Source organism: Arthrobacter psychrochitiniphilus (assembly GCF_003185915.1).
Taxonomy (GTDB): domain Bacteria; phylum Actinomycetota; class Actinomycetes; order Actinomycetales; family Micrococcaceae; genus Specibacter; species Specibacter psychrochitiniphilus.
On the sequence record NZ_QHLZ01000005.1, the window covers coordinates 162265 to 185983 of the forward strand.

The following is a 23719-nucleotide window of genomic DNA, read 5'->3' on the forward strand; positions in this document are numbered from 1 at the left end:
CCCTGCGTCCGGCGGTTCAGGCGTCGATGTCATGCAAGTGGTGGACCAGATCGTGCAGGAAGTAGCCGCTGATTGTGACTACGGTGAACTCTGACCCGTTGCTGCGGCGCCCTCTGCGGTCCCACTGCTCTGGTGTGACAGCACCAAAGGCGGCTGCCGCATCGAGACCGTTCTGGGTAAGATCTGCTGCTACCTCGGCCGGATCCAGTGCCTCATAGTTGCCGTCAAGAGCGGCCTGGTCTTGGTCCCAGTTTGCAAAGGTGGGGTTGTCCTCACGGAGCATGAGTTCCAGCCTCGAGGTGAACACCTCAAAGACGTCCCGAACATGGGCGCCGTATTCCAGCACCGACCATTTGCCAGGGTCACTGCGTTCCTCGGCACCGGCACGCTGGAGTGCTGCCTCCCACCGAGGCAGCAGCGCGGGCACCATGGTTGCAGCCGTTGCAGGAGTGGCCTTTGACGCACTGAAATTACACTCTGGACAGGGGCGATCCAAGACCCAGGTCCAATCTTTGTCATCTGGAATGATTGCCATGGCCCCAGTCTAGGCTGGGGCCATGGCGGGGTGCGCAAATGGGTCGGCATCAGTCCAACGGCAGTTCAAACGCTTCCTGGGTGGAGTCTGGGATGGGTTTGGGATCACGCAGTGGTGGTGGCGGTGCCGTTGCCGGGCTACTCACTGTGGGAGGGGCCGCAGGCAGGGTTGGCGGCAGGCCGGCGTCGTGCGTGGAAATACTGGGACCGAGCAGGTCAATGCCAGCGGTCAACGGGACACCTGAACCGTCCCGGTGCCCGTGTTCTACGGGAAGTGCCCGCGCCACGCCAGAACTTGAGGAGGCCTTCGCCGGGCCATGACCTGCCCATGCCACCAACAGGTGGTCCTCGCCCTTCAAGAACCGGTGTGCACGCACACCGGCCGTGGCACGTCCCTTGCTCGGATACTCGGAGAGTGCGGTGACCTTGGCCGAGCCCGAGGGTGTTCCCGGCAAAGCGTCCTGCCCACCCGAGACCGTCACCACCACGGCGTCCGGATCGGCAGGGGAAAGGACCCCGAAGGAAAGTACGGCGTCATTGGCCCCCAGCTTGATCCCGGCCATGCCACCGGCGGTCCGCCCCTGCGGACGGACATTGGCTGCACTGTAGCGCAGCAGCTGGGCACCGCGGGTGATGAAGACCAGGTCCTCGTGTTCCGTGGAAATCCCGGCACCCACCACGTAGTCCTTGGGTTTGAGCGAGATGTACTCCCACTCATCGCGGTTCAGCGGGTACTCGGGTGTGACCCGTTTAACCACGCCCGCCGCCGTGCCCACCGCAAAGACGGCGTTCAACGGCACAAAGCCCACCAGTGTTTCACCCTTGGTTAAGGTGATGAAGTCCTTGGCGGGCACCCCACCAGCTAAGTTGGGCAGGGCCGCGGTGGGCGGCAGCACCGGCATATCAACCACTTGCAGGCGCAGCATCCGTCCCAGCGAGGTCAGGGCGCCAATTTCTGCGCGGGCAGTGGTTTTGAATACCGAGGTGAACACATCATGCTTGCTGCGGCCCCCTGATTCCACGAGCGGATCCGCTGTGGCCGTCCGGGCAATTTGGCCCGTGGCGCTCAGCAACACCCAGGTGGGGTCGTCGGCAATTTCCAGGGCTAACGGGGCGGCCTTGCCAGCTTTGGAGCCAAGGCCGGCGGCCAGTGCCTTCGCCACGGACGGTGCCAGGGCCTCTGATTCCAACAGCACAGTTCGCCGGGGGGTGCCATGCTTGGCGGCAACCTCGCCGAGTTCATCGGAAACCAGCCGGTGCAGAACCTCTTCTGAGGCCAGAATTTCCTCAAGGGCGGCAATTTCGCGGCGTAGATCGTCCCGCTCGGATTCCAGCTCCACCATGGAAAAACGCGTCAGGCGGCGCAGTTGCAGGTCAAGAATGTAGTTGGCCTGAATCTCGGAGAGGTCATAGACGGCCATGAGCCGTTCGCGGGCATTGGCCACTTCATCCGAGGTGCGGATGATCTGGATGACCTCGTCAATGTCCACGATCGCAATGAGCATGCCCTCGACAATGTGCAGGCGGGCCTGTTTCTTGCCCAGACGGAAGGCTGTGCGGCGGCGAACCACGTCAATACGGTGGCTGACAAAGACCTGCAGTAGCGGCAGTAGACCCAGAGTTTGCGGCTGACCGTCCACCAGGCACACGTTGTTGATGCCGAAGGACTCCTCCAGCGGTGTGAACTTGTATAGCTGCTCCATGACCGCGGCGGGGTTGAAGCCGTTCTTGATTTCAATGACCAGACGCAGCCCATGCTTGCGGTCGGAGAGATCAATGAAATCTGCCACGCCCACTACTTTGTTGTTATTGCGGGCGTCCTTGAGCTTTTCCCTGACCTTTTCCGGGCCCACCAGGTACGGCAGTTCGGTGACTACCAGGCCCACCTTGCGTGGGGAAAGCTGTTCAACGGCGATCTTGGCGCGCATCTTGAAGGAACCGCGGCCCGTTGCGTACGCATCGCGAATACCCTGCAACCCCACAATGCGCCCGCCGGAGGGCAGATCGGGACCCGGCACATAGGCCATGACGTCCTCAAGAGTGGCGTCCGGGTGCTCAATCAGGTGCCTGGCTGCGGCAATGACTTCTACCAGGTTGTGCGGGGCCATGTTGGTTGCCATACCCACAGCGATACCGCTGGCCCCGTTGACCAGAAGATTCGGATAAGCGGCCGGGAGTACGGAGGGTTGCATCATCTGGTTGTCATAGTTGGGCACAAAGTCCACAACATCTTCATCCAGGTTGCCGGTCAGGGTCAGGGCCGCCGCGGCCAGCCGGGCCTCGGTGTAGCGGGGGGCGGCGGGGCCGTCGTCGAGCGAGCCAAAGTTGCCGTGGCCGTCAATGAGGGGCAGGCGCAAGGAGAAGTCCTGCGCCATGCGCACCATGGTGTCGTAAATGGCCGAGTCACCGTGCGGGTGCAGCTTGCCCATGACCTCGCCCACCACGCGGGCACTTTTCACATGCCCCTTTTCCGGGCGCAGACCCATCTCGGTCATCATGTACAGAATGCGCCTTTGCACAGGCTTCAGACCGTCCCGCGCATCGGGGAGCGCACGGGAGTAAATCACCGAATAGGCGTACTCCAGGAAGGAACTTTCCATCTCATTGGAAACATCAATGTCAACAATGTTCTCAACGAAGTCATCTGCTGCAGGGGGTTGGCGCTTGGCCATGGTGGCGGTGATTCCTTTTCTAACTGGGTGTTGCGGGTGGCATGCACGCCAAAACAGGCATCATGTCGGTACAGTGATTCTATGGTGAAGCCAGAGCTAGCGCCCGAATATCCGGCCCATTGGGAAGCCGATGTTGTTCTTCGCGATGGGGGCACAGGACATTTGCGTCCCATGCGGGCAGATGATGCGCAGGCCGTCCAGACTTTCCACATGGCGCAATCGCAAAACTCCATTTACCTGCGTTTTTTCACTTACAAGTCCAAACTTACGGCCAAGGAGCTGCGCCGTTTCACGGAGCTGGACTATCACGACCGTGTGGCCTTTGTGATCACCCGCGGCGGGGAAATCATCGGCATCGGTCGCTATGACCGCTTGAATGAGCCCACCGAGGCAGAAGTGGCCTTCAACGTCTCGGACGCGCATCAAGGCCGTGGCCTAGGCTCTATCCTATTGGAACACTTGGCCGCTGCGGCCCGCGAAAACGGGATCGATAAGTTTTCCGCCGAGGTCCTGCCCGAGAACCGAAAAATGATGCAGGTATTTTCCGAGGCCGGTTATGAGGTGCAGCGGCACTTTGATGATGGCGTGATCTCCTTGTCATTCGATATTGACCCCACAGAAAAATCCCGGGCCGTCATGGCATCTCGCGAACACCGAGCCGAGGCGCTCAGCGTCGCCGGGTTGGTAGCACCCACCTCGGTGGCTGTGATTGGGGCCAGCCGGGAGTGGGGCAGTGTTGGTCAGCAATTACTGGAGCATGTGATCGAAGGTAAGTTCACGGGCGCCGTCTATGCGGTCAACCAGGATGCGCTGGAGGTTTCGGGCATGATGCCCTACGGCAGTATTGCCCAGGTTCCCGGGCCTGTGGACTTGGCCGTCATTGCCGTCCCCTACGATCAGGTGCCCGGCGTCATTGAACAGTGCGGTCGTGCAGGGGTGCGGGGCTTAGTCATTGCCACGGCAGGTTTCGGGGACGACGGCGAACGCGGCCTTGCGCGGCAGCGGGACCTGGTGCGCCAGGCCCGAGCCAACGGCATGAGGCTGGTGGGGCCGGCGTCGTTGGGCCTGGCCAACACCGACCCCGCCGTTTTGCTCAATGCCTCCATGGCGCCAGAACTGCCCACGCAGGGCGGCCTCGGAGTATTCACCCAATCAGCGGCGCTGGGCGTCTCCCTCTTCGCCTCCCTGAGCAGGCGCAGCCTGGGCATGTCCACCGTGTTGTCCGCCGGAAACAGGGCGGATGTTTCGGGCAATGACATGATGCAGTTCTGGGAAGATGACCCCAACACCACTGTGTGCGCCCTGTACCTTGAATCCATTGGAAATCCGCGCAAATTTTCTCGTATTTCGCGCCGTCTGGCCCGCAGTAAACCTGTCATTGTAGCGAAGTCGGATTCCATTGGCTTGCGTCTTCCTCCGGGGCACGCCGTGCGTACCACCCAGGCCCCGGCTGGTGCCCTGGACGCCATGCTCAGGCAGTCCGGCGTGGTTCGGGTGAACACCATTGAAGAACTTTCCGATGTGGCGCAGATCATGGTGGGGCAGCCGCTGCCCAAGGGGCCGGGACTGGCGATTCTTTCCAATTCCGGGGCTCTCGGCACAGTGGTGGCTGATGCAGCCGAGGAGAACGGGCTCACGGTGGTGGAGATGCAGGCGGCTCTGGAGCTGGACATTGGCCAGTCGCGGGCTTTGCCTCTGCTCAAGAGGACCGTTCTGGCAGCTCTGGGGAAGAAGGGTGCCGATTCGGCCATAGTGACGCTCTTGCCCGTGGTGGGGCTTCCCGTGGACACCATCGCCAAGACGCTGCAGGCCTGTTCGGAGGAATCCGGTAAACCCGTCCTTGCCGTGTTTACTGGGATTGTGGATGTGAGTATTCACGTGAACCGGCAAATGGCCGGGGCGCTGCCAGCGTTTTCCAATCCCGGAGCAGCCATAGCGGCACTGGCTGCGGTCACGCGTTATGCGCACTGGCTAACACTGGAATCATCCGTTTTTGAGCCACCCGCCGGCGTCAACCCACAGGCTGCTGAAGCCCTGCTGGATACGTGGCTAAAGGACGTTGCCGGCGCGCAACTGCGCACCCTCAGCACCGATCAGGCCCGGGAACTCCTGGGCCATTACGGCATTGAGGTCTTGGAGTCCGTGCCGTTCGGTAGCGAAGACCAGGCTGTGGCCGGCGCCGAACGTCTGGGCTGGCCTGTCGCGATCAAGACCTTAGATCCGAGTCTGCGCCACCGCCTGGATTTGGGAGGTGTACGGATCAATATTGAAAACGCGGATTCGCTGCGCCGCAATATTGTGCAAATGCGCAAATTTCTTGAACCATACGGTGAGAAAAACTTGGAAGTGCAGAGCATGGCAGAAGTGGGGCAGTCATGCACACTGCGCGCCATTGAAGATCCACTGTTGGGACCGGTGGTTTCCTTCGGCTTGTCCGGGGACGCCGTCAACCTCCTCGATGACTGGGCGCACAGGGTGCCGCCCCTTTCCGCCTGTGACTCGGCGGACCTGATCCGATCGCCCAGGGCAGCCGTGAAACTTTTTGGCTATGAGGGGCTGCCAGCAGGAAATATTTCTGCCTTGGAAGATTTGGTGGCGCGTGTTGCCATGCTCAAGGATGAACATCCAGAAGTGGCGCTCATAGAATTCAAACCCATCCTTGTTGGACCCACCACGGTGACCGTGTTGGCCGTGGACGTGCGGATCGGAAACTCCGCCCAACGCACTGACAGTGCCAGACGCGCCATGAGGTCCTAGGTGGGTAATTCCACGGTGTTGAGCAGTTTCACGGCGTCAGTTCGCAACGCTCCGTGCAAAGTGCGAAAATAAGGACCATGAACAGCTTTGGAGCAGGTGTACCGGCCAACATCAAGGGCCGCGATTTGGAATCAGCGTTACAGCGCTCTGGTTTTTATCCCCGGCTGGTTGCCGACGTGGTCAATGATGCTTTGGATAATCAGGAGCCGCTGTCCCACCTGGTACATCTGGAAACCCACTTTGACCGTACTGAAGTGCACCGGCACATTACCGTTTTGGTACTGACCCCAGAAATGTTGGTGATCACGCACGTTGATGATCACCAGCTAGATGACTCTGGAGAGCAGATGGTGGCACAGGTCTCCACGGAGTCGGTTCCCGTCAGCCAGATCAAATCGGTGGTACTGAGCTACATTTACGCTCAACCTCAGGATTACAGAAGCTCCGATCAGGCCCGTGAGCTGACCTTGTCAATTGCCTGGTCCGGGGGCCAGCGGGTGGAAATGGGACCGGCGTCGTGCGGGGACGCCGAATGCGATGCCGACCATGGCTACTCGGGAAGCATCGCCCAGGAAGACATCGCCTTGCGCATCAGCGCCGAGGCTGAGGGCCTGCAGGCCGTGGCGGATGCCAAAGCCTTCGCCCGCGCCCTGCGTGCCGTGAACACCAGGACCGGTACGCCAGCTCATCTCGATGCGGGACCCGGCCGGTTCCCTGCCTTCGGCGCACGATTGGCTCGCTCCCATTACCGCCGATAACGCCGTGGGTGTTCCCGAGACCACGCTCGCCAGCGAATCCCTCCTTGCCAGCCAGCCAACATTGCCGGCCGCACCCGAGTACGGCAAAGCCAGCGTTGGTGATGTCCTGACCAGTGCCGCTGCCGTGCTTGGCGCGGAGTCCTACAACAACGTGTTGAGACTGCCCACTGCCCGGCGGATCTGCGTGGTCTTGGTCGATGGGTTGGGGAAGTCACTGCTAAAGAAGCGCGCCTCCCATGCGCCGTTCCTCCGCGGGGTCATGGCCGCCGATTCCGGTGGCGAACACCCCCGTACCCTTCACGCTGCATTTCCCAGCACCACAGCCACCTCGTTGACGGCACTGGGTACGGGGGCAGTACCGGGTCAACACGGCATGGTGGGGTATGACGTCCTTGATCCACGCCAGGACAAGGTGGTGAATCTGCTGGGCAACTGGGACGGTGGCGTAGACCCGCTGCTGTGGCAACCAATTCCAACAGTCTTTCAAACACTGCCACAAGACGTACCAGCCACCACCGTCAGCCTGCCTAAGTTTGCCGACTCAGCCATGACACGCGCGGCCCTGCGAGGAAGCAACTTCAAGGGCGCCACCTCCACCCACGCGAGAGTGGAAGCGGCGGCCGCGGCATTGGCGGCCACACCCAAAGCACTCGTCTATCTCTACTGGAGCGAACTAGATAAGGCAGGGCACGCCTACGGCGCAGACTCGCCCCAGTGGGAGAGGCAATTGGAAGAGCTCGACGCCGGCATGAAACGTCTAGCGGCAACGGCGCCTTCGGACACCCTGATCCTGTTGACGGCCGATCACGGGATGATTGACATCCCCTACTCAGACCGGATTGACTATTCTGTTTTCCCGGACTTGGTGGAGAACGTCCGTCACACCGCCGGGGAACCCCGGATGGTCCACTTGTACCTTGAACCCGAAACAACCGAGGAAGGCCGGGACCGGCTCGTGGCTGCCTGGCTGGAACACTTCCGGAACAAAGCATGGGTACTGACCAAGGAACAAGCCATCACGGCAGGTTACTTTGGCAAGGTGAGCGAGAGCGTCAGCGCACGCATTGGTGACGTGCTGGTCCTGGCCCGTGAATCAGTGGCATTCTATGATCTGCGCCGCGTTCGCGTCCAAGCCATGGGAGTGGTGGGCCAGCACGGCTCCATCACCAAAGCCGAAAGGGAAGTGCCGCTACTGCGGATCCCGGTCACAGAGAAAAAGGCCAAGGGCAAACGCCGCTAGTCCCCACACCCTCCCACTGTTCGCAAGCTCGCAGCGGGTCCCTCGGGCGCGTGGCCCCACCCACACCCTCTCCGCCAACCCGTCACGCGCAAGCTCGCAGCGGGTCCCTCGGGCGCGTGGCCCCACCCACACCCTCTCCGCCAACCCGTCACGCGCAAGCTCGCAGCGGGCGCAGCAACGCAAAACCGCCCCCGGCCGCCAGGAGTTCGGCAGCCGGGAGCGGTTCGGTGGATCAGGATTCAGTCACCCTTGGTGCCAAAGACAATCTCGTCCCAGCTGGGCACGCTGGACCGTTTGGGTTTGGCCGCAGCCTTGCGTTCCAGGCGTGCGGCAACTTCGCTATCGCTGGGCCCACTCTCAGCGGCTTCGAGAGGCCCAGCGGAGGGAGCCCTGTACTCAGACGACTCGGGGGCTGCCGGCTCCTGGAGCGGCTTCAGACGGGCCAACGGCTCGCCGGAAAGGACAATCTCCCGGGTCTCAGTACTGACCTCGGCAACACTGCCAACGTGCGTGTCCTCAACCAATCGGGGTGCCAATTGCAAAAAAGGCATCTTCTTCACTTGATCGCTGGGGGAGTCCGTGCCCTGGGTGGTGCTGGCGGGCTCCTGCGTATCCGTGGTTAGAGAGTAACGGGCTTCATCGCGAGGGTGAGCGCCAGGAACGTGGGTTCCCAGCATGGCTGCGAGTTCGTCGTCGCCGTCCTCGTCAATGCCCAAACGAACACCCCTGCGGGAACGGAGCATGTCCAAGAAACCGTGCCCCGAGTAGCCGGTACTGGAGTCCTGTTCCTTGACGACGGCTTCGGAGGAGGCGTCGGGGGAGTGCTCGGGTTCGGCGCCATCGCCGCCGTCAAAGGACTCCGGCGAGTGCGGATCCGCAACGGCCTCCGCCTCAACATCGAACGGTTTGTCGGCAACGGCACTGAGCCGGCGCTCCGGCACAGGGCTGTCCAACGGCTCAAGTTCACTGAGCTGCTGTGCCCAGCGGTTGGCGTTCTTCAAGGACTTGCGTCCGGCGTGGAAGCTCCACAAGGCTGGAGGGGCTTGGCCAATGCTGCTGGCAGCCCATTCGGTGCCTGGCTCAAAGTCTGCGCTGATGGTCCAGGCACCGGCGTGGTCACGCCAAGCATCCCATCGCAGCGAGGCCTTCTCGATGCCGAAAGCGGAGAGACGGTGAAGAACCATCTCCTCGAGCGTGGTGGGTTCCTGAGCCATGGAGGAGGAGTAGTTTTCCGTGTGCTGCGTGGAAATTGCTACAGAAACAGCTCGGGCCTGGTTGGCAATGTACTCACGTTCCGCCAAGACGGGACCTTCATAGCGGCGCACCTGTTCAAGCGTCAGCCCCGACTGGTCAGCGACGTCGCTGGCGTTGGATCCGGCACGGATCAGCGACTGGATTTCGCGCGGAGTCATGCGAGCACCGGGCTGGTTAAGCCTGGGTGCGCGTTGGCTGGTCCGGCCCACGGCTGTGCGCAGTGCCTCATCCAGGGGGAGTAGGTAATTGTCCCCATCAGGACCACTGAGCAGCAGATGTTCGCCGTCGTCGTGGACACCCACCAGCCGTAAATCAGCCATGCCGTCCTCCAAAAATCTCTTATTAGTTCAGTTCAAGACTTTGCCACCGATGCGTGGCAAATCCTACTACCGCGCTAGGCGTGGCGTGAGATGGCTACGATTTTTGTCAAATTTTTCCCTTTAGCTCATTCATAGAGGGTCAAACTTAAGCCTGCTGCGAACTCGGCAGCTCTGTTGGGCAGTAGAGCCGCTGGCTTCCTTTAGGGTGTTTGCTGTATTAATCCAGAGTTGCATCTGGCCACAGAGTGAGGGAACAGACATGAACACCGGCACCCGCCAGCACCACAGGGCCCCCCGCGCCACCGCTTCGCCGGTAGCGGTGATCGACCTGAGCGAGAGTGAGCTTGCCGAAAGTTACGAACTGCCCGGTGGCGAGCACGCTCCTGATGACCAAGCCCTGGAGATCATGACCGAACAGGCAGACGAGTTTACCTGTAGCAGCTGTTTTTTTATCAGGCACCGCTCCCAGCTGGCCAAGGAAAGCAAGAACCTCATGTACTGCCGGGACTGCGAAGGATAGGCCGCGTTATGGCAGAAAAATACCCCGGGAGAATGCTCAACGAGCAGTTTTCCCGGGGTATTTTTCTAGTTAGCGGCCAGCGCGCAGCGCCGCCGCCAGGTGTTCAGGGTTGCGAGAGGACGCCAACCAGTAGGGGGTCCTGTCATTCGGGTCCGTAATTTCAATCTTCACCACGGGCTTGATCCAGCCGCGGATGCACAGATACGCCAAGCCGTTGAGTTTGATGCCGCGCTGATCGGTGGCGTCGTCGCCGAAGTAGACGCTGACTTCTCCCACAAATTGCCGCTCAATCTGTGCCCGGCCTACCTGCAGGGTCTCCGGTGTGACGGCGATGGTGGGGGTGGTTGTCACCAGCACCAGCGTCTGCAGGGCCAGCAACACGGCAAATGCCACGAAGCCCGCCGTGGGGCTGATGGGAATGAAGATCAGGATTCCTGCACACGAGAGACCCAGCACAATCACCCAACCCCAGAAATTTGGCCAGAGCTTTTCGGTGTAGTTTGCCGTTGCTGCGGAGGTGGAGCTTTGTGGCGATTGAGATGACATGGGTCAAGCTTTTCATCTTTCGCCCCGTAATTCACCTTGAGGTGCCCTTATTGCCCGCAGGCGGGAGCCACGGCTTCAAGATAGAGTGTTCTGTTGTGACCCATGAGACTTTTGATGCCAACCCCGCCACCGATCTTCAGAGCTCCGTAGTTCAAGTGCAGATGCACATGCTCGACGCCGGGATTGAACCTCCCAGCTACGCCCACCCGGGCGATGCTGGAGCGGACCTGCGCAGCCGCATTGATCTGGTGCTGGCCCCGGGGGAGCGCGTGCTTGTCCCAACAGGGGTGAGCATCGCGTTGCCCTTTGGTTTTGTTGCCTTGATCCACCCACGTTCCGGGTTGGCTGCCAAACATGGCCTGACCATTGTCAACAGTCCTGGAACTGTTGACGCAGGGTACCGCGGAGAGATTTCCGTGACCCTGCTGAACACCGATGCGCATCATTCCATCTCCCTGTCACGGGGCGATAGAATTGCACAAATGGTGATTCAACGCGTGGAAACCGCCCAGTTCATTGCCGTGAACGAACTCGCCGATTCGGTGCGAGGCACCGGTGGCTTCGGCTCAACCGGCGGTTTTTCCCCGTCCACGAATCCACCAGCACCCAACTAACTGCTGATCCGCAGTTTCCATCCTTGACAAGGAGTCTTAATTCCCATGGCTTTTGGGTTTGGTAAGAAAAATAAGAGCAGTTCCGAGGCTCCGGTGCCTTTTGTCTCCGAAGCTGACACACAGGACGCCGAGAACGCTGGCACAGAAATAGCAGATGCAGAAGTAGCACAGCCATCGGCTGATGCTGTTGCGCTGCCTCCGGACCCGGCAGACACGGTGTACGAGAGAGATCTCCATGGCCCCCTCGATGTTGACGAAATCGAGACCACGGACGGTTACGTGGATCTGGGCGCATTGATGGTGACCCCGTTGGAGGGCCTCTCGCTTCGCCTTGAAGTTGAAGAGAACACCCAGCGCGTTATTGCGGTCACCTTGGATTTGAACGGTTCCAGCCTGCAGCTCCAGGCGTTTGCGGCCTCACGTTCGGAGCCCCTGTGGCGAGACATTCGTGAGCAGATTGGCCTCTCGGTGGGTGCACAGGGCGGCGAAATTGAGATTCTCGACGGTACCTTCGGTAAGGAAGTGTTGGCGAAGGTACCTGCCCAGAGTGATGATGGCAGCCGGGGATTCCGGGTTGCCCGCTTCATTGGTGTTGACGGCCCGCGCTGGTTCCTCCGCGGCGTCTTGGGCGGTGCTGCAGCTGTTGATAGCCAAGCTGCGCTGCCTTTGGAAGACTTGTTCCGTGGCGTGGTTGTAGTCCGCGGCGAGGTGCCCTTGCCTCCGCGCGATCTCTTGCTCCTGCGCCTTCCCAAGGACGCCATGGCCTCCGCACCCGCTACCAGCGGCCCGGACATGGGCTCTGCTCAAGGTGGTTCCCCGCTGGAGCGCGGTCCGGAAATCACCACGATCGGTTAGCCTTGGCCACTACTGAGCAAGGTAACTGGCCGGCAGCAATCCCCATTGCGGAACTGCCGGCCCGCGGCAGGGCGGTGTGCGGGGGAATCATCGACGCCGTTACGATCCCCCCGGCCACAGCCACACCCGCTTTCACGGCGATTCTCAGCGATACGGATTTTCACCGCGCGGCCCAAGGTCCAGGCAACCACCGTCTGCGGATCGTGTGGCTAGGACGACGGCGTGTCCCCGGCATTAGCGCCGGCGTTCGGCTCCGTGTTGAGGGTATGGTCTCCCTGCGCGAGGGACTGCCCACCATGTACAACCCACGCTACGAGATCATTGGAATTCAGGAGAGCTAGTTGAGTCAGCAGAGCCCCGAAGAAAATATGCCAGATCCCAAGCCGAGTGGCGGATTTGCCGAGATTGCCCAGGAAATGGCGGCGAAAAGTACACTGGTCCGTAAGGAAAACGGCCACATAGATCTCCTCGCCGCAGCCGGTGGCATCAGAGGCATTGCCGAAAGTGTCTTGCCGGGGCTGGTGTTCTTGGTGGCTTTCACCGTGACCCGGGATTTGACTATTGCCCTGGTGGGATCGGTGGCCATGGCTGCCGTGTTCCTGGTGGCCCGGCTGATCCAGCGCACTCCCTTGACGCAGGCGCTGGCCGGAATTGCCGGCGTCGCGCTATCAGCTTTTTTGGCAATGAAAACCGGCAAGGCCGAGAATTTCTATACTGTGGGTTTCTACACCAACGCCGCCTACATCGCCGCCATGGTGGTCTCCATCGCAGTCCGCTGGCCGGTTCTTGGACTATTGTTCGGCTACGCCCGCAATGAGGGTGTGCGCTGGCGGACGCAACCAGAACGGCTCCGCGCCTACCGTGTGGCCACGTGGATTATTGTGGCTGTCATGGGTGCCCGGCTTCTGGTGCAACTGCCGCTGTACTTTGCCGGGCAAGTGGATGCGCTCGGAGCCATGCGCTTGATCATGGGTGTGCCACTTTATGCCTTCGGGCTGTGGATCGCCTGGCTGGTCAGCCGCCCCGTCACCGAGAACAAGTCCACAGAACTCTAGAGACAAGTCCGGGCGCCGGGGCAGGGCAGCAGCGCAGTTAGCGGGCTACCAGCAGGGTTCGTAGTTCATTTTCGGCCGCAATGGTGGTGATGAAGAACAGCTCATCTCCGGCTTCCACCACATCATCCGGGCTGGGCGTGATGGGGGCTTCATCGCGCAAAATAGCCACGAGCGAGGAATCGTGTGGCCACATGATGGCTCCCACGGTTGAGCCAATCACGTGCGAGTCACCAGGAACCGTGAACTCCACCAGAGATGCCACACCGGTTTGCAACGTCAGTAGCCGGACCAGGTCTCCGATCTCCACGGCCTCTTCTACGAGTGCTGTCATCAGGCGCGGAGTGTTGACGGCCACGTCCACACCCCAGGAATCATCAAACATCCAGTCATTCTTGGGATTGTTGACCCGGCCCACTGTGCGGCCCACACCAAATTCAGATTTGGCAAGCAGTGAAACCACCAGGTTGACTTTGTCATCACCGGTGGCCGAAACCACCACATCAGCCTCTTCCAACTTCGCTTCACGTAGGGTGCTGATTTCGCAGGCGTCGCCCACCAGCCAGCGGGCGCCGCGCAGCCCGCTCTTGCCAATCACTTCAGGTTTGGGATCGATCAGTAGGGTCTCATGACCGTGGGACAGCAGTTCCTTGGCAATGGAACAGCCCACGCTGCCGGCACCGACAATGACAACAAGCATATTAAAACTCCTTCACGGGTGCTGCTGCCAGGATGCGCGCAACTTCTGTTACGCGGGCGCTGGCCACCATGGCATGGACGGTGTCGCCCTGTTGGTAGCTGGTATCAGGGCCGGGCAAAATGCCCTCCCCGAAGCGGGTCAAGTAGGCTATCCGAACGTTCGCGGCTTTCTCCATATCCACAAGATGACAGCCAATCCACTGCGCGTTTGGCGAGAGCTCACACAGCAGCAGGCGCCCGGACGGTTCACGGAAGTCGCCCTTGATGGCAGTCTCCGGCAGGATGCGCCGCAGCACCTGATCTGCGCTCCACCGCACGGCAGCCACCGTGGGGATGCCTAGGCGCTGGTATATCTCGGCCCGGCCGGGATCGTAGATCCTTGCCACCACGTGTTCCACATGGAAAGTTTCCCTGGCCACGCGAGTAGCGAGAATATTTGAGTTATCGCCACTGGAAACAGCGGCAAAAGCGTAGGCTTCCTCAATGCCGGCCTGCTTGAGGGTGTCTTGGTCAAAACCGACACCTGTGATCTTTCGGCCACCAAAACCGGTGCGCAGACGCCGGAACGCCCGTTCATCCTGGTCAATAATTGCCACCGAATGGCCCGAGTCCTCTAATGTATGGGCCAAGGTTGCACCCACTCGTCCGCAACCCATGATCACGAAATGTGCCATTGACGCTCCCTGATGTGGCGGCCCCGGAATTTTTTTCCAGGTTCCGCTTGTATGCATGGCTTTTCTAAGCCGTGCGGATAACAATTTCATGCTCTGCAGGGCCCCGCGGTCAAGTCCGGCTCGAAGCCGATGGCGCATCCTGGCGTGTCACTAGTGTGTCATGGTGGCGACCCGGCACCCGGATAGGGGCGCTGGTGCCGTCACTGGTGCTAGCGTTACCCGCGTGCTGAATTTTTTCAACGCGTTCAAGCGGGTTCTTGTGGGCCGCCCGTTCCGCAGCGATACGCTGCATCACACGCTGTTGCCCAAACGTATTGCCCTGCCGGTTTTTGCCTCTGACGCATTGTCCTCTGTGGCGTATGCCCCGGATGAAATTTTGCTGACCCTGGCACTGGCGGGGGTGGCGGCCGTGGCGCTTTCTCCCTGGGTGGGCTTGGCCGTCATGGTGGTGCTGCTAACGGTGGTTGCCTCCTACCGCCAGAACGTTCACGCATACCCCTCAGGCGGTGGTGACTATGAGATCGCCACCGTCAACTTGGGAAAGAATGCCGGCCTCACAGTGGCCTCCGCGCTCATGGTGGATTATGTGCTGACCGTGGCCGTGTCCATGTCATCGGCCGCTAACTACCTAGCCACCGCCATTCCTGGCTGGCATGGAACCCAAACGGTGATCGCCGTGGTGGGTGTCATCATCTTGGCACTGGTGAATCTGCGCGGCATTCGCGAAGCGGGCTCGGTCTTTGCCGTGCCCACCTACATTTTCATGTTCTGCATCTTCGCCATGACCGCGGCGGGTCTTTTTCAGGCGGCTACGGGCACGCTGGGCCGGGCGCCGTCGGCCGATTTTGAGATTGTTCCCGAAGCCGCCTTCAACCAGGGTCTGGTGGGACTGGCCGGTGCCTTCTTGCTCCTGCGAGCCTTCTCCTCCGGCGCCGCAGCTCTTACAGGTGTTGAAGCCATCAGCAATGGGGTGCCCAATTTCCGCAAGCCCAAGAGTAAAAATGCTGCCACCACCCTGCTGCTGCTCGGGGCCATCGCTGCGGGCATGATGGCTAGCATCTTGTTCCTGGCCAACGCCACGGGCGTTCATATTGTGGCTGATCCGCACACCGAATTCTTAGTCAATGGAGTAGCTCCACCTGCTGACTATGTTCAAAACCCTTCCATTAGCCAGATTGCGGCCACCATATTCGGTGCCGGGTCCATCCCGTTTTTCATCATTGTGGCTGCCACAGGCACCATCTTGGTGTTCGCCTCCAACACGGCGTTCAACGGGTTCCCAGTGCTTGCTTCCATCCTTGCCAAGGACGGCTACCTGCCCCGCCAGCTGCGCACCCGCGGAGACAGGCTTGCGTTCAGCAACGGCGTGCTGCTGCTAGCTGTTGGCGCACTGGTTCTTATAGTTGCCTTCAACGCCGATGTGACCCGGCTGATTCAGCTCTACATTGTGGGCGTTTTCATCTCCTTCACGGCCAGCCAGTTGGGCATGGTGAGGCACTGGAGCCGAGAATTGCTCAAGGTCAAGGACAAGACCATACGGTTCAAAATGATGCGTTCACGGGTCATTAACTCTCTTGGTTTCTGTATGACGTTGACGGTGCTGATCATTGTTCTGATCACCAAGTTTGAACAGGGAGCCTGGATTGCGCTACTCGCCATGGCGGCCCTGTTTGCTGTCATGGCAAGCATCCGCAAGCATTATGACAACGTGGCCCGTGAGCTGGCGGTGGAGACAGACTCCGCCACTAAGGCGCTCCCAGCCCGGATTCACGCTGTGATTTTAGTCTCGCACGTGCGCAAGCCTGTCATGCGTGCTATTGCTTTTGCCCGTGCTTCCCGGCCCTCCACGCTGGAAGCGATCACGGTGGATCTGGACCCCGCGGAGACGGAAGCGACCATTGCGGATTGGGAGCGGCTGCGCATCCCGGTACCGTTGACTGTGTTAGCGAGCCCGTACCGGGAAACGCTAACGCCGCTGATCAACCACATCAAGGCCATGCGCAGGGATTCCCCGCGCGATTTGATTGTGGTGTACATCCCGGAATACGTGGTGGGCAAATGGTGGGAGCAGCTGGTGCATAACCAGACTGCCCTGCGGATTAAGACGCGGTTGCATTTTGAACCCGGCGTGGTGGTGGCCAGTGTGCCTTGGCAGCTGAAGTCCTCCACTGACGCGAAGAAGTACCAAGAGTAGAAGAGCGTAGAGCACATGAGTGAGCCCACCAGCAGTCCCCGACTGAGCGTTACCGTAGGGCCAGTGGCCCATGGCGGCCATTGCGTCGCCCGGCATGAGGGTCGCGTCATTTTTGTGCGCCACGGAATTCCCGGCGAAACCGTTGAGATCACGCTGACTGAGAACGAACCCGACGCCAAATTCTGGCGCGCCGACGTCACCAATGTTGTGGTGGCCTCACCCGATCGCGTAGCCCACTTTTGGCCCGAAGCTGACTCCTTGCGGGCTGGCGCGCGCTCCACAGCGCCCGTGGGGGGAGCCGAATTTGGCCATATTTCACGGTCCGGCCAGCTTGCCCTCAAAACCGCTGTGGTGCGCGAACAGCTCGAACGCTTGGGCGGGATCGCCACGGAGCAGCTCGATTCATTGTTCAGCGCCGGGGTGGAAGATGTCGATGCGCACGGCACTGCTGATCAGCGCTCCGGCCTGGGCTGGCGGACCCGCACAGGATTCGCTGTGACCCGCTCCGGCAAGCTGGGCATGCACGCGCACCGCTCGAACACCATTGTGCCCATCCATGACATGCCACTGGCCCTGCCTGCCATCAACGAGCTCCGTCTGTGGGAACTGGACTTCACCGGCATTGAGCGGATAGAAGTTGCCGCTCCCGCTAATGGCTCAGGCGTACTGGTTTTGCTGGCACCGGAGCCCACCTTGAGCGAAAAGGCTGCCGGGGCCGCTGTCAAACGGGTCGCACGCGCCTTGGCTGCCCTTGAAAACGCGCCCTCGGTGGCCCGTTGGAACCCGGAAAACAGTGCCATTGAGGTGCTCAATGGGCGCGGCTGGGTCAAGGAAACCACAGACGACCACGAATTCCGGGTCACGGGCGACGGCTTCTGGCAGATTCACCGCCGCGCCCCCAAAGTTCTCACGGATGCCGCTCTGGGCGCCTTGCTGCAAGGCGGATACTTAGATGATGGCGCCGATGTAGCTGACCTCTACGCAGGAGCAGGCCTGTTCACGGCACCCCTGGCTGATGCTGTGGGCCCGGAGGGCAGCGTGCTTTCCGTGGAAGGATCCGCCGGCACAAGCCGCGACGCACGCAAGAACCTGCACGCCAGCGAGCAGGTAGAGATTTCGCAGGGCCGGGTGGAGCGAATCCTGGGCACCTCCTCCAGGGGCTCACATACCCCAGCAGGACAGCGCCGCCGGTTTGACGCCGTGGTGCTTGACCCGCCCCGTGCAGGTGCCGGAAAAGCTGTGGTCCGGGCACTGGTTGCCACCTCGCCGCGAGCCATTGCCTACGTGGCGTGCGATCCGGCCGCGTTTGCCCGCGACGTCAAGTACTTTGCCAATGCCGGATGGGCGCTGGCATCCTTGCGGGCCTTTGACCTGTACCCGCACACGCACCACGTTGAAACTGTGGCCCTATTGGTGCCAGTGAAGAGCCTCCCTCAACCGTCAGACGCCTAGGAACCCACGTGAAGCAGCAGGCCCGCAAGGAAATGGCGGCCCAGCAGGTCAAGGTTGTACAGAACCACAAGCTGGCCCGCCGGGACCTGACCCGCAACAAACCCAAAGGTACGTTGATTGCCGAACGGCGTGAGGCACACCGCCGCGCCGCCATGGCAGCGGCGCGCGCTGCTCTGGCTCCGGTTGACCCCGCACGCCTGGCCACGAATGGTCTGGACGCGGCTCAGGTCCGGGAACGTCGGCTGGCTGAGCTCAGCAATGCTGTGGCGCATGAGAGCAGCCGCAGCATTTGGGCCATTGTGCGGGCCAATGTCTTCACTTTGTTCAATACGGTGTTGGGCAGCGCTCTGTTTCTCGTGTTACTGGTGGGGGACCCGCGGGATGCGTTGTTTGGGTTCATTGTGGTGGCCAATGCCGCCATCGGAGTGGTGCAGGAGTACCGGGCCAAACGCACGCTGGACAGGCTCGCCGTCCTGCACGCCCCGCGGGCTCGAGTACTCCGGGACGGGGCGGAGGTTGCCATTGCCGTAGCTGACGTGGTTCATGATGATGTGCTGCTGTTGCGCACGGGGGATCAAGTACCGGCGGATGCCACCATCCTGGCGGCAGACGCCTTAGAAATTGATGAATCGCTGCTGACGGGGGAGGCAGATCCCGTCATCAAAATTTCTGGTGACACAGCATTGTCCGGCTCGGCCGTTGTGGCCGGGTACGCCAGTGCACGCGTCCACGGGGTGGGCGCCGAGTCCTACGCTTCGGTGTTGACCGCCGAGGCACGGCGTTTCTCGCTGGTGAACTCTGAGATCCGCAACTCCATCAACCGCATCATCTTGTACATTGCGTGGGCCTTGATCCCTATCATTTTGCTCGTCATCAATGGTCAGATGAGTGCCCATGGTGGTTGGACCCAGGCCATAGCGTCGGGCCAATGGCGCATAGCCGTGGTCAGCGCAGTGGCAAGCATTGTGGCCATGATCCCTGAAGGGCTGGTGCTGTTGACCAGCATCTCCTTCGGCATGGCCGCCGTGAGTCTGGCCCGGCGCCAAGTGCTGGTCCAGGAGTTGCCGGCGGTGGAAGGACTGGCCCGTGTGGACATGGTGTGCCTAGACAAAACCGGGACCCTGACCGAAGGGCACATGGAACTGGCCAGCACCACTGTCTTTTCCGCCGTTCCCGGCTGGGAAAAAGTCCTGGCCTGGCAAAGTGTCCACCCCAACGCGAATGCCACGGCCTTGGCCCTTGCTGGCAGCTACCGGGACGGGCTGGCGCGGCTTCCCCTCTCCGAGGTGCACTTCAGCAGTGCCCGCAAGTTCAGTGCCGTCACCTTTGGGGCCGGCCCTGCGGCGGGAGAATGGGTGCTGGGCGCCCCGGAGGTGGTCCTGGCAGCCGGGCTCCACCGGGAGGCGTTAGCGGCCTCAGATGAAGCGTCTGGCAGTGGGCTGCGCGCTGTCATCCTCGCCCACCGGGAGGTGAAGGAGCCGGCCCACCGGGAGGTACAGGAGCAGGCGGCCCATCCGGCGTCGGACGCTTCCTTCAGCCTTGCGGACCTGACGCCTGTGGCGCTGCTGGTGTTCCGTGAACGGGTCCGCCCCGATGCCGGGGCCACGCTGGAGTACTTCCGGGAGCAGGGTGTGGAGCTGAAAATCATCTCAGGAGATAACCCTCGAACGGTTGCCGCGGTGGCCCGAGATGTTGGGTTTAGCTTCGAGGGTGACGGATATGACGCACGGGAGCTCCCGGATGACGTGGATGCCATGTCCCTGGTTCTGGAGCGTGAAAGCGTCTTTGGCCGGGTCACTCCGGAGCAGAAAAAGGCCATTGTGCTGGCTCTGCAGAGCCGCGGGCACGTGGTGGCCATGACCGGCGACGGCGTCAATGACGCCCTCGCGTTGAAGCACGCCGACATTGGGATCGCCATGGGCAGCGGCGCTGCCGCCACCAAGGCCGTGTCCCGGCTGGTGCTCCTGGATGGGCAGTTCTCGCACCTTCCCTCGGTGGTTGCAGAAGGCCGGCGGGTGATTGCCAATGTGGAGCGAGTGGCCAATTTGTTCCTCACAAAAACCACCTATGCGATCATCATTTCCATCACGATTGGCATCTTGATGTGGCGGTATCCTTTCCTGCCGCGCCAGCTGTCCATTGTGAGCTCCATGACCATTGGCATCCCCGCGTTCTTCCTGGCTCTACTGCCCAATGCCCGGCGCTATCAGCCTGGATTTCTCCGGCGAACACTCATGTTCGCGATTCCCTCCGGCACTATTGTGGCCGCCTGCATCATGGCCGTGTACTGGTACGCGAGTGCCTTCCCGAATTCGGCATTGAGCGGGGAACACCTGATTCGCGAGGCACAAACCGCTGCCACCATGACGGTGCTGGTGGTGGCGCTTTGGGTGTTGGGGGCGCTGGCCCGGCCCTTCGATAAATGGCGGGCATTGTTGGTGGCCGCCCTGGTGGTGGGGCTTGTGTTGATCATGGCAGTGCCGTTCGCCCGCAACTTCTTCGCCCTCGATATCCCAAGTGGTGGGCTGTTAGCGGCTACTATTGCGGTAACTGCCGCAGGATGCGTAGCTGTTGAACTGCTCTACCGTTTTTTGAAGAAGCGTGGAGCAGTTTCAGAGCGTGAGTAAGGGGTGCCTAACTGGCATCCTGTCCTGTGCGTGACAAAGATAAAAGTAGTGGCGAGAGGAGTCCATCGATGACTAATGTGGACAGCTTCGGTTCAAAAGGCGTACTTAATGTAGGCGGAACCGATTACGAGATTTTCCGACTGAACTCGGTAGAAGGCGCCAAGAGCCTTCCGTTCAGCCTCAAGGTATTGCTGGAAAACCTGCTTCGTACCGAAGACGGTGCAAACATCACAGCCGAGCACGTTCGTGCGTTGGCAGGTTGGGATCCGAACTCGGAGCCCGATACCGAAATTCAGTTCACCCCGGCCCGCGTCATCATGCAGGACTTCACAGGAGTTCCTTGCATTGTTGATTTGGCCACCATGCGTGAAGCAGTCAAGGACCTCGGAGGCGATCCCAGCCGAGTCAACCCGTTGGCTCCGGCCGAGATGGTCATTGACCACTCCGTGCAGATTGACGTCTTCGGCAACTCAGGTGCTGTTGAGCGCAACATGGACATTGAATACCAGCGCAATGGTGAGCGTTACCAGTTCCTGCGCTGGGGCCAGACCGCTTTTGAAGACTTCAAGGTTGTTCCCCCGGGCATGGGTATTGTGCACCAGGTCAACATTGAGTACTTGGCCCGCACCGTGATGACCCGCGAGGTGGACGGCGTCTTGCGCGCCTACCCGGACACGCTGGTTGGCACCGACTCACACACCACCATGGTCAATGGCCTGGGTGTGCTGGGTTGGGGTGTTGGTGGCATTGAAGCCGAGGCGGCCATGTTGGGACAGCCCGTCTCCATGCTGATCCCGCGCGTTGTAGGTTTCAAGCTGACCGGTGAAATCCCGGCCGGTGCCACCGCAACTGATGTGGTTTTGACCATCACCGAGCAGCTGCGTAAGCACGGCGTTGTTGGCAAGTTCGTGGAGTTCTACGGTGAAGGTGTTGCGGCTGTGCCGTTGGCCAACCGCGCAACCATTGGCAATATGAGCCCGGAGTTCGGTTCCACGGCTGCCATGTTCCCCATTGACAGCGTCACTGTTGATTACCTGCGCCTGACCGGCCGCAGCGAAGAGCAGCTTGCTCTCGTTGAGGCTTACGCCAAGGAGCAGGGCCTCTGGCACGATCCTTCAGTTGAGATCGCGTTCTCCGAGTACCTCGAGCTGGATTTGTCCACGGTGGTTCCCTCCATCTCTGGCCCCAAGCGCCCGCAGGACCGCATTGAGCTGACCAACGCCAAGGTTCAGTTCCGCTCGGATCTGAACAACTACGTTGCTGCTGATGCACATGCTGAAGGCAACACAGTTGATGAGTCCTTGGAAGAGTCCTTCCCAGCCTCGGACGCCCCGTCCTTCACTCACCCGGACACGCACCAGCATGACACCGAGCGCACGCTCGTTTCCGCTGCTAGCGGTGCTAACGGCCGTCAGTCCAGCCCGATTCACGTCAAGAACGAATCAGGCGTTGAATTCGAGCTGGATCACGGTGCAGTCTCAATCGCCTCGATCACCTCTTGCACCAACACCTCCAACCCTTCAGTGATGCTCGCTGCCGCCGTATTGGCTCGCAACGCCGTCAACAAGGGCCTGGTGTCCAAGCCGTGGGTCAAGACCAGCGTTGCCCCGGGCTCAAAGGTTGTCACCGACTACTACGAGAAGTCAGGTCTGGTGCCGTACCTGGAGAAGCTGGGCTTCTTCACAGTGGGTTACGGCTGCGCAACCTGCATTGGTAACTCCGGTCCGTTGGACACAGAAGTTTCGGCAGCCATTGCCGAAAACGATCTGTCCGTGACCGCTGTTCTCTCGGGTAACCGCAACTTTGAAGGCCGCATCAACCCGGACGTGAAGATGAACTACTTGGCTTCACCGCCATTGGTCATCGCGTACGCACTGGCCGGCACCATGGACTTCGACTTTGAAGCCGATGCCTTGGGTCAGGACGCCGAGGGCAACGATGTCTTCCTGAAGGACATCTGGCCCAACCCGGTTGAGGTCCAGGAAGTCATGGATGCCTCCATTGACCGTGAGATGTTCACGAACTCCTACGCCACCATCTTCGACGGTGACGATCGCTGGAAGGCCCTGGAAACTCCTGAAGGCAACGTCTTCGAATGGGATCCCAAGTCAACCTACGTTCGCAAGCCACCGTACTTTGATGGCATGAAGGCGCAAGCTGATCCGGTAGAAGATATCACCGGGGCACGCGTGCTGCTCAAGCTGGGCGATTCCGTCACCACGGACCACATCAGCCCCGCAGGTTCCTTCAAGTCCGAGACCCCGGCTGGCCAGTACCTGTTGGCCAACGGGGTGGACCGCAAGGACTTCAACTCCTACGGTTCACGCCGTGGCAACCATGAGGTCATGATCCGCGGTACCTTCGCGAACATCCGTATCCGCAACCAGATCCTGGACAACGTTGAGGGTGGCTTTACCCGCGACTTTACCCAGGCTGATGGCCCGCAGGCTTACGTCTACGATGCCTCCGTTAACTACCAGGCCGCCGGCACACCGCTGGTTGTTCTGGCTGGTAAGGAATACGGCTCCGGGTCCTCACGTGACTGGGCAGCCAAGGGCACCGCGCTTTTGGGCGTCAAGGCTGTAGTTGCCGAGAGCTACGAGCGCATCCACCGCTCCAACCTCATTGGCATGGGTGTCCTGCCGTTGCAGTACCCGGCCGGGCAGAACGCTGCTTCCTTGGGCCTGAACGGTACGGAAACCTTCTCCGTAGCAGGCGTGACGGAGCTGAACAACGGCACCACGCCTAAGACGCTCAAGGTCACTGCTGTGAGCGAAGACGGCACCACCGTAAGCTTCGATGCCGTATTGCGGATCGACACTCCCGGTGAAGCAGACTACTACCGCAATGGTGGAATTCTGCAGTACGTGCTGCGCCAGATCACGGCAAGCTAGTAAGAGTGAGCAGTTGGTACTAAGGATTAATTGGTACTTACAGTGAGCTAGCGTTCA

Annotated in this window: 18 protein-coding genes; 12 read left to right on the plus strand and 6 right to left on the minus strand. The window is 60.7% G+C overall.

Annotated features, from left to right (window positions below; all coding sequences use genetic code 11):
- Nucleotides 1-16 precede the first annotated feature (16 nt).
- Both CVS29_RS09495 and CVS29_RS09500 read right to left on the minus strand, forming a co-directional pair.
- Nucleotides 17-535: a DinB family protein gene (locus CVS29_RS09495; RefSeq protein ID WP_110106087.1), complete on the minus strand. Its 519-nt coding sequence runs from the start codon at nt 533-535 to the stop codon at nt 17-19.
- A gap of 49 nt (nt 536-584) precedes the next feature.
- Nucleotides 585-3206: a DNA gyrase/topoisomerase IV subunit A gene (locus CVS29_RS09500; protein WP_110106088.1), complete on the minus strand. Its 2622-nt coding sequence runs from the start codon at nt 3204-3206 to the stop codon at nt 585-587.
- A gap of 81 nt (nt 3207-3287) precedes the next feature.
- On the opposite strand from CVS29_RS09500, the gene CVS29_RS09505 reads away from it, so the two are divergent.
- The 3 genes from CVS29_RS09505 to CVS29_RS09515 all read left to right on the plus strand — a co-directional run bounded on the left by CVS29_RS09505 (nt 3288) and on the right by CVS29_RS09515 (nt 7961).
- Entirely contained in the window at nt 3288-5963 is a 2676-nt protein-coding gene (locus CVS29_RS09505) for a bifunctional acetate--CoA ligase family protein/GNAT family N-acetyltransferase (RefSeq protein ID WP_110106089.1), read from the plus strand.
- 77 nt (nt 5964-6040) lie between these two features.
- Nucleotides 6041-6721, plus strand: coding sequence for a DUF5998 family protein (locus CVS29_RS09510; RefSeq protein ID WP_110106090.1), 681 nt, complete (start codon nt 6041-6043; stop codon nt 6719-6721).
- Nucleotides 6657-7961 carry an alkaline phosphatase family protein gene (locus tag CVS29_RS09515; protein ID WP_110106091.1) on the plus strand — a complete coding sequence of 435 codons (1305 nt, stop codon included), beginning with the start codon at nt 6657-6659 and terminating at the stop codon, nt 7959-7961. The genes CVS29_RS09510 and CVS29_RS09515 overlap by 65 nt, the downstream gene beginning before the upstream one ends.
- Before the next feature lie 239 nt (nt 7962-8200).
- Here CVS29_RS09515 and sepH read toward each other — a convergent pair whose 3' ends face one another.
- Nucleotides 8201-9535 carry a septation protein SepH gene (gene sepH, locus CVS29_RS09520; RefSeq protein ID WP_110106092.1) on the minus strand — a complete coding sequence of 445 codons (1335 nt, stop codon included), beginning with the start codon at nt 9533-9535 and terminating at the stop codon, nt 8201-8203.
- Between the two features lie 259 nt (nt 9536-9794).
- On the opposite strand from sepH, the gene CVS29_RS09525 reads away from it, so the two are divergent.
- Complete coding sequence (locus CVS29_RS09525) at nt 9795-10055, plus strand: DUF4193 family protein (RefSeq protein WP_110106093.1); 261 nt, start codon at nt 9795-9797, stop codon at nt 10053-10055.
- Nucleotides 10056-10124: 69 nt separating this feature from the next.
- Here CVS29_RS09525 and CVS29_RS09530 read toward each other — a convergent pair whose 3' ends face one another.
- Nucleotides 10125-10601 (minus strand): DUF3093 domain-containing protein, encoded by a 477-nt coding sequence (locus CVS29_RS09530; RefSeq protein WP_110106094.1) that lies wholly within the window; start codon nt 10599-10601, stop codon nt 10125-10127.
- 95 nt (nt 10602-10696) lie between these two features.
- Here CVS29_RS09530 and dut point away from each other — a divergent pair, with 95 nt between their 5' ends.
- Genes dut through CVS29_RS09550 form a run of 4 tightly spaced genes read left to right on the plus strand, consistent with a single transcriptional unit; the run spans nt 10697 to nt 13125 of the window.
- Nucleotides 10697-11215, plus strand: a complete 519-nt coding sequence (gene dut / locus CVS29_RS09535) for a dUTP diphosphatase (RefSeq protein ID WP_245932146.1) — start codon at nt 10697-10699, stop codon at nt 11213-11215.
- A 45-nt stretch (nt 11216-11260) separates the two neighbouring features.
- The gene (locus tag CVS29_RS09540; protein ID WP_110106096.1) at nt 11261-12070 is read left to right on the plus strand and encodes a DUF3710 domain-containing protein; all 810 of its coding nucleotides are present in this window, start codon (nt 11261-11263) and stop codon (nt 12068-12070) included.
- Nucleotides 12071-12072: 2 nt separating this feature from the next.
- A complete protein-coding gene (locus CVS29_RS09545; RefSeq protein ID WP_218868003.1) occupies nt 12073-12411 on the plus strand; it encodes a single stranded DNA-binding domain-containing protein in 339 nt (112 codons plus the stop codon).
- Between the two features lie 27 nt (nt 12412-12438).
- A complete protein-coding gene (locus tag CVS29_RS09550; RefSeq protein WP_110106236.1) occupies nt 12439-13125 on the plus strand; it encodes a DUF3159 domain-containing protein in 687 nt (228 codons plus the stop codon).
- Between the two features lie 37 nt (nt 13126-13162).
- Here the strand turns inward: CVS29_RS09550 and CVS29_RS09555 are convergent, their stop codons facing one another.
- Nucleotides 13163-13822, minus strand: a complete 660-nt coding sequence (locus tag CVS29_RS09555; protein WP_110106097.1) for a potassium channel family protein — start codon at nt 13820-13822, stop codon at nt 13163-13165.
- 1 nt (nt 13823) lies between these two features.
- Nucleotides 13824-14495, minus strand: a complete 672-nt coding sequence (locus CVS29_RS09560; RefSeq protein WP_110106098.1) for a potassium channel family protein — start codon at nt 14493-14495, stop codon at nt 13824-13826.
- A 223-nt stretch (nt 14496-14718) separates the two neighbouring features.
- On the opposite strand from CVS29_RS09560, the gene CVS29_RS09565 reads away from it, so the two are divergent.
- The 4 genes from CVS29_RS09565 (at nt 14719) to CVS29_RS09580 (ending at nt 23662) form a co-directional block, all read left to right on the plus strand.
- A complete protein-coding gene (locus CVS29_RS09565; protein WP_245932147.1) occupies nt 14719-16689 on the plus strand; it encodes an APC family permease in 1971 nt (656 codons plus the stop codon).
- Between the two features lie 15 nt (nt 16690-16704).
- Nucleotides 16705-18141 (plus strand): class I SAM-dependent RNA methyltransferase, encoded by a 1437-nt coding sequence (locus CVS29_RS09570; RefSeq protein ID WP_110106100.1) that lies wholly within the window; start codon nt 16705-16707, stop codon nt 18139-18141.
- Between the two features lie 8 nt (nt 18142-18149).
- A complete protein-coding gene (locus CVS29_RS09575) occupies nt 18150-20768 on the plus strand; it encodes an HAD-IC family P-type ATPase (RefSeq protein ID WP_308467734.1) in 2619 nt (872 codons plus the stop codon).
- Between the two features lie 68 nt (nt 20769-20836).
- Nucleotides 20837-23662 (plus strand): aconitate hydratase, encoded by a 2826-nt coding sequence (locus CVS29_RS09580; protein WP_110106101.1) that lies wholly within the window; start codon nt 20837-20839, stop codon nt 23660-23662.
- Nucleotides 23663-23719: the final 57 nt, after the last annotated feature.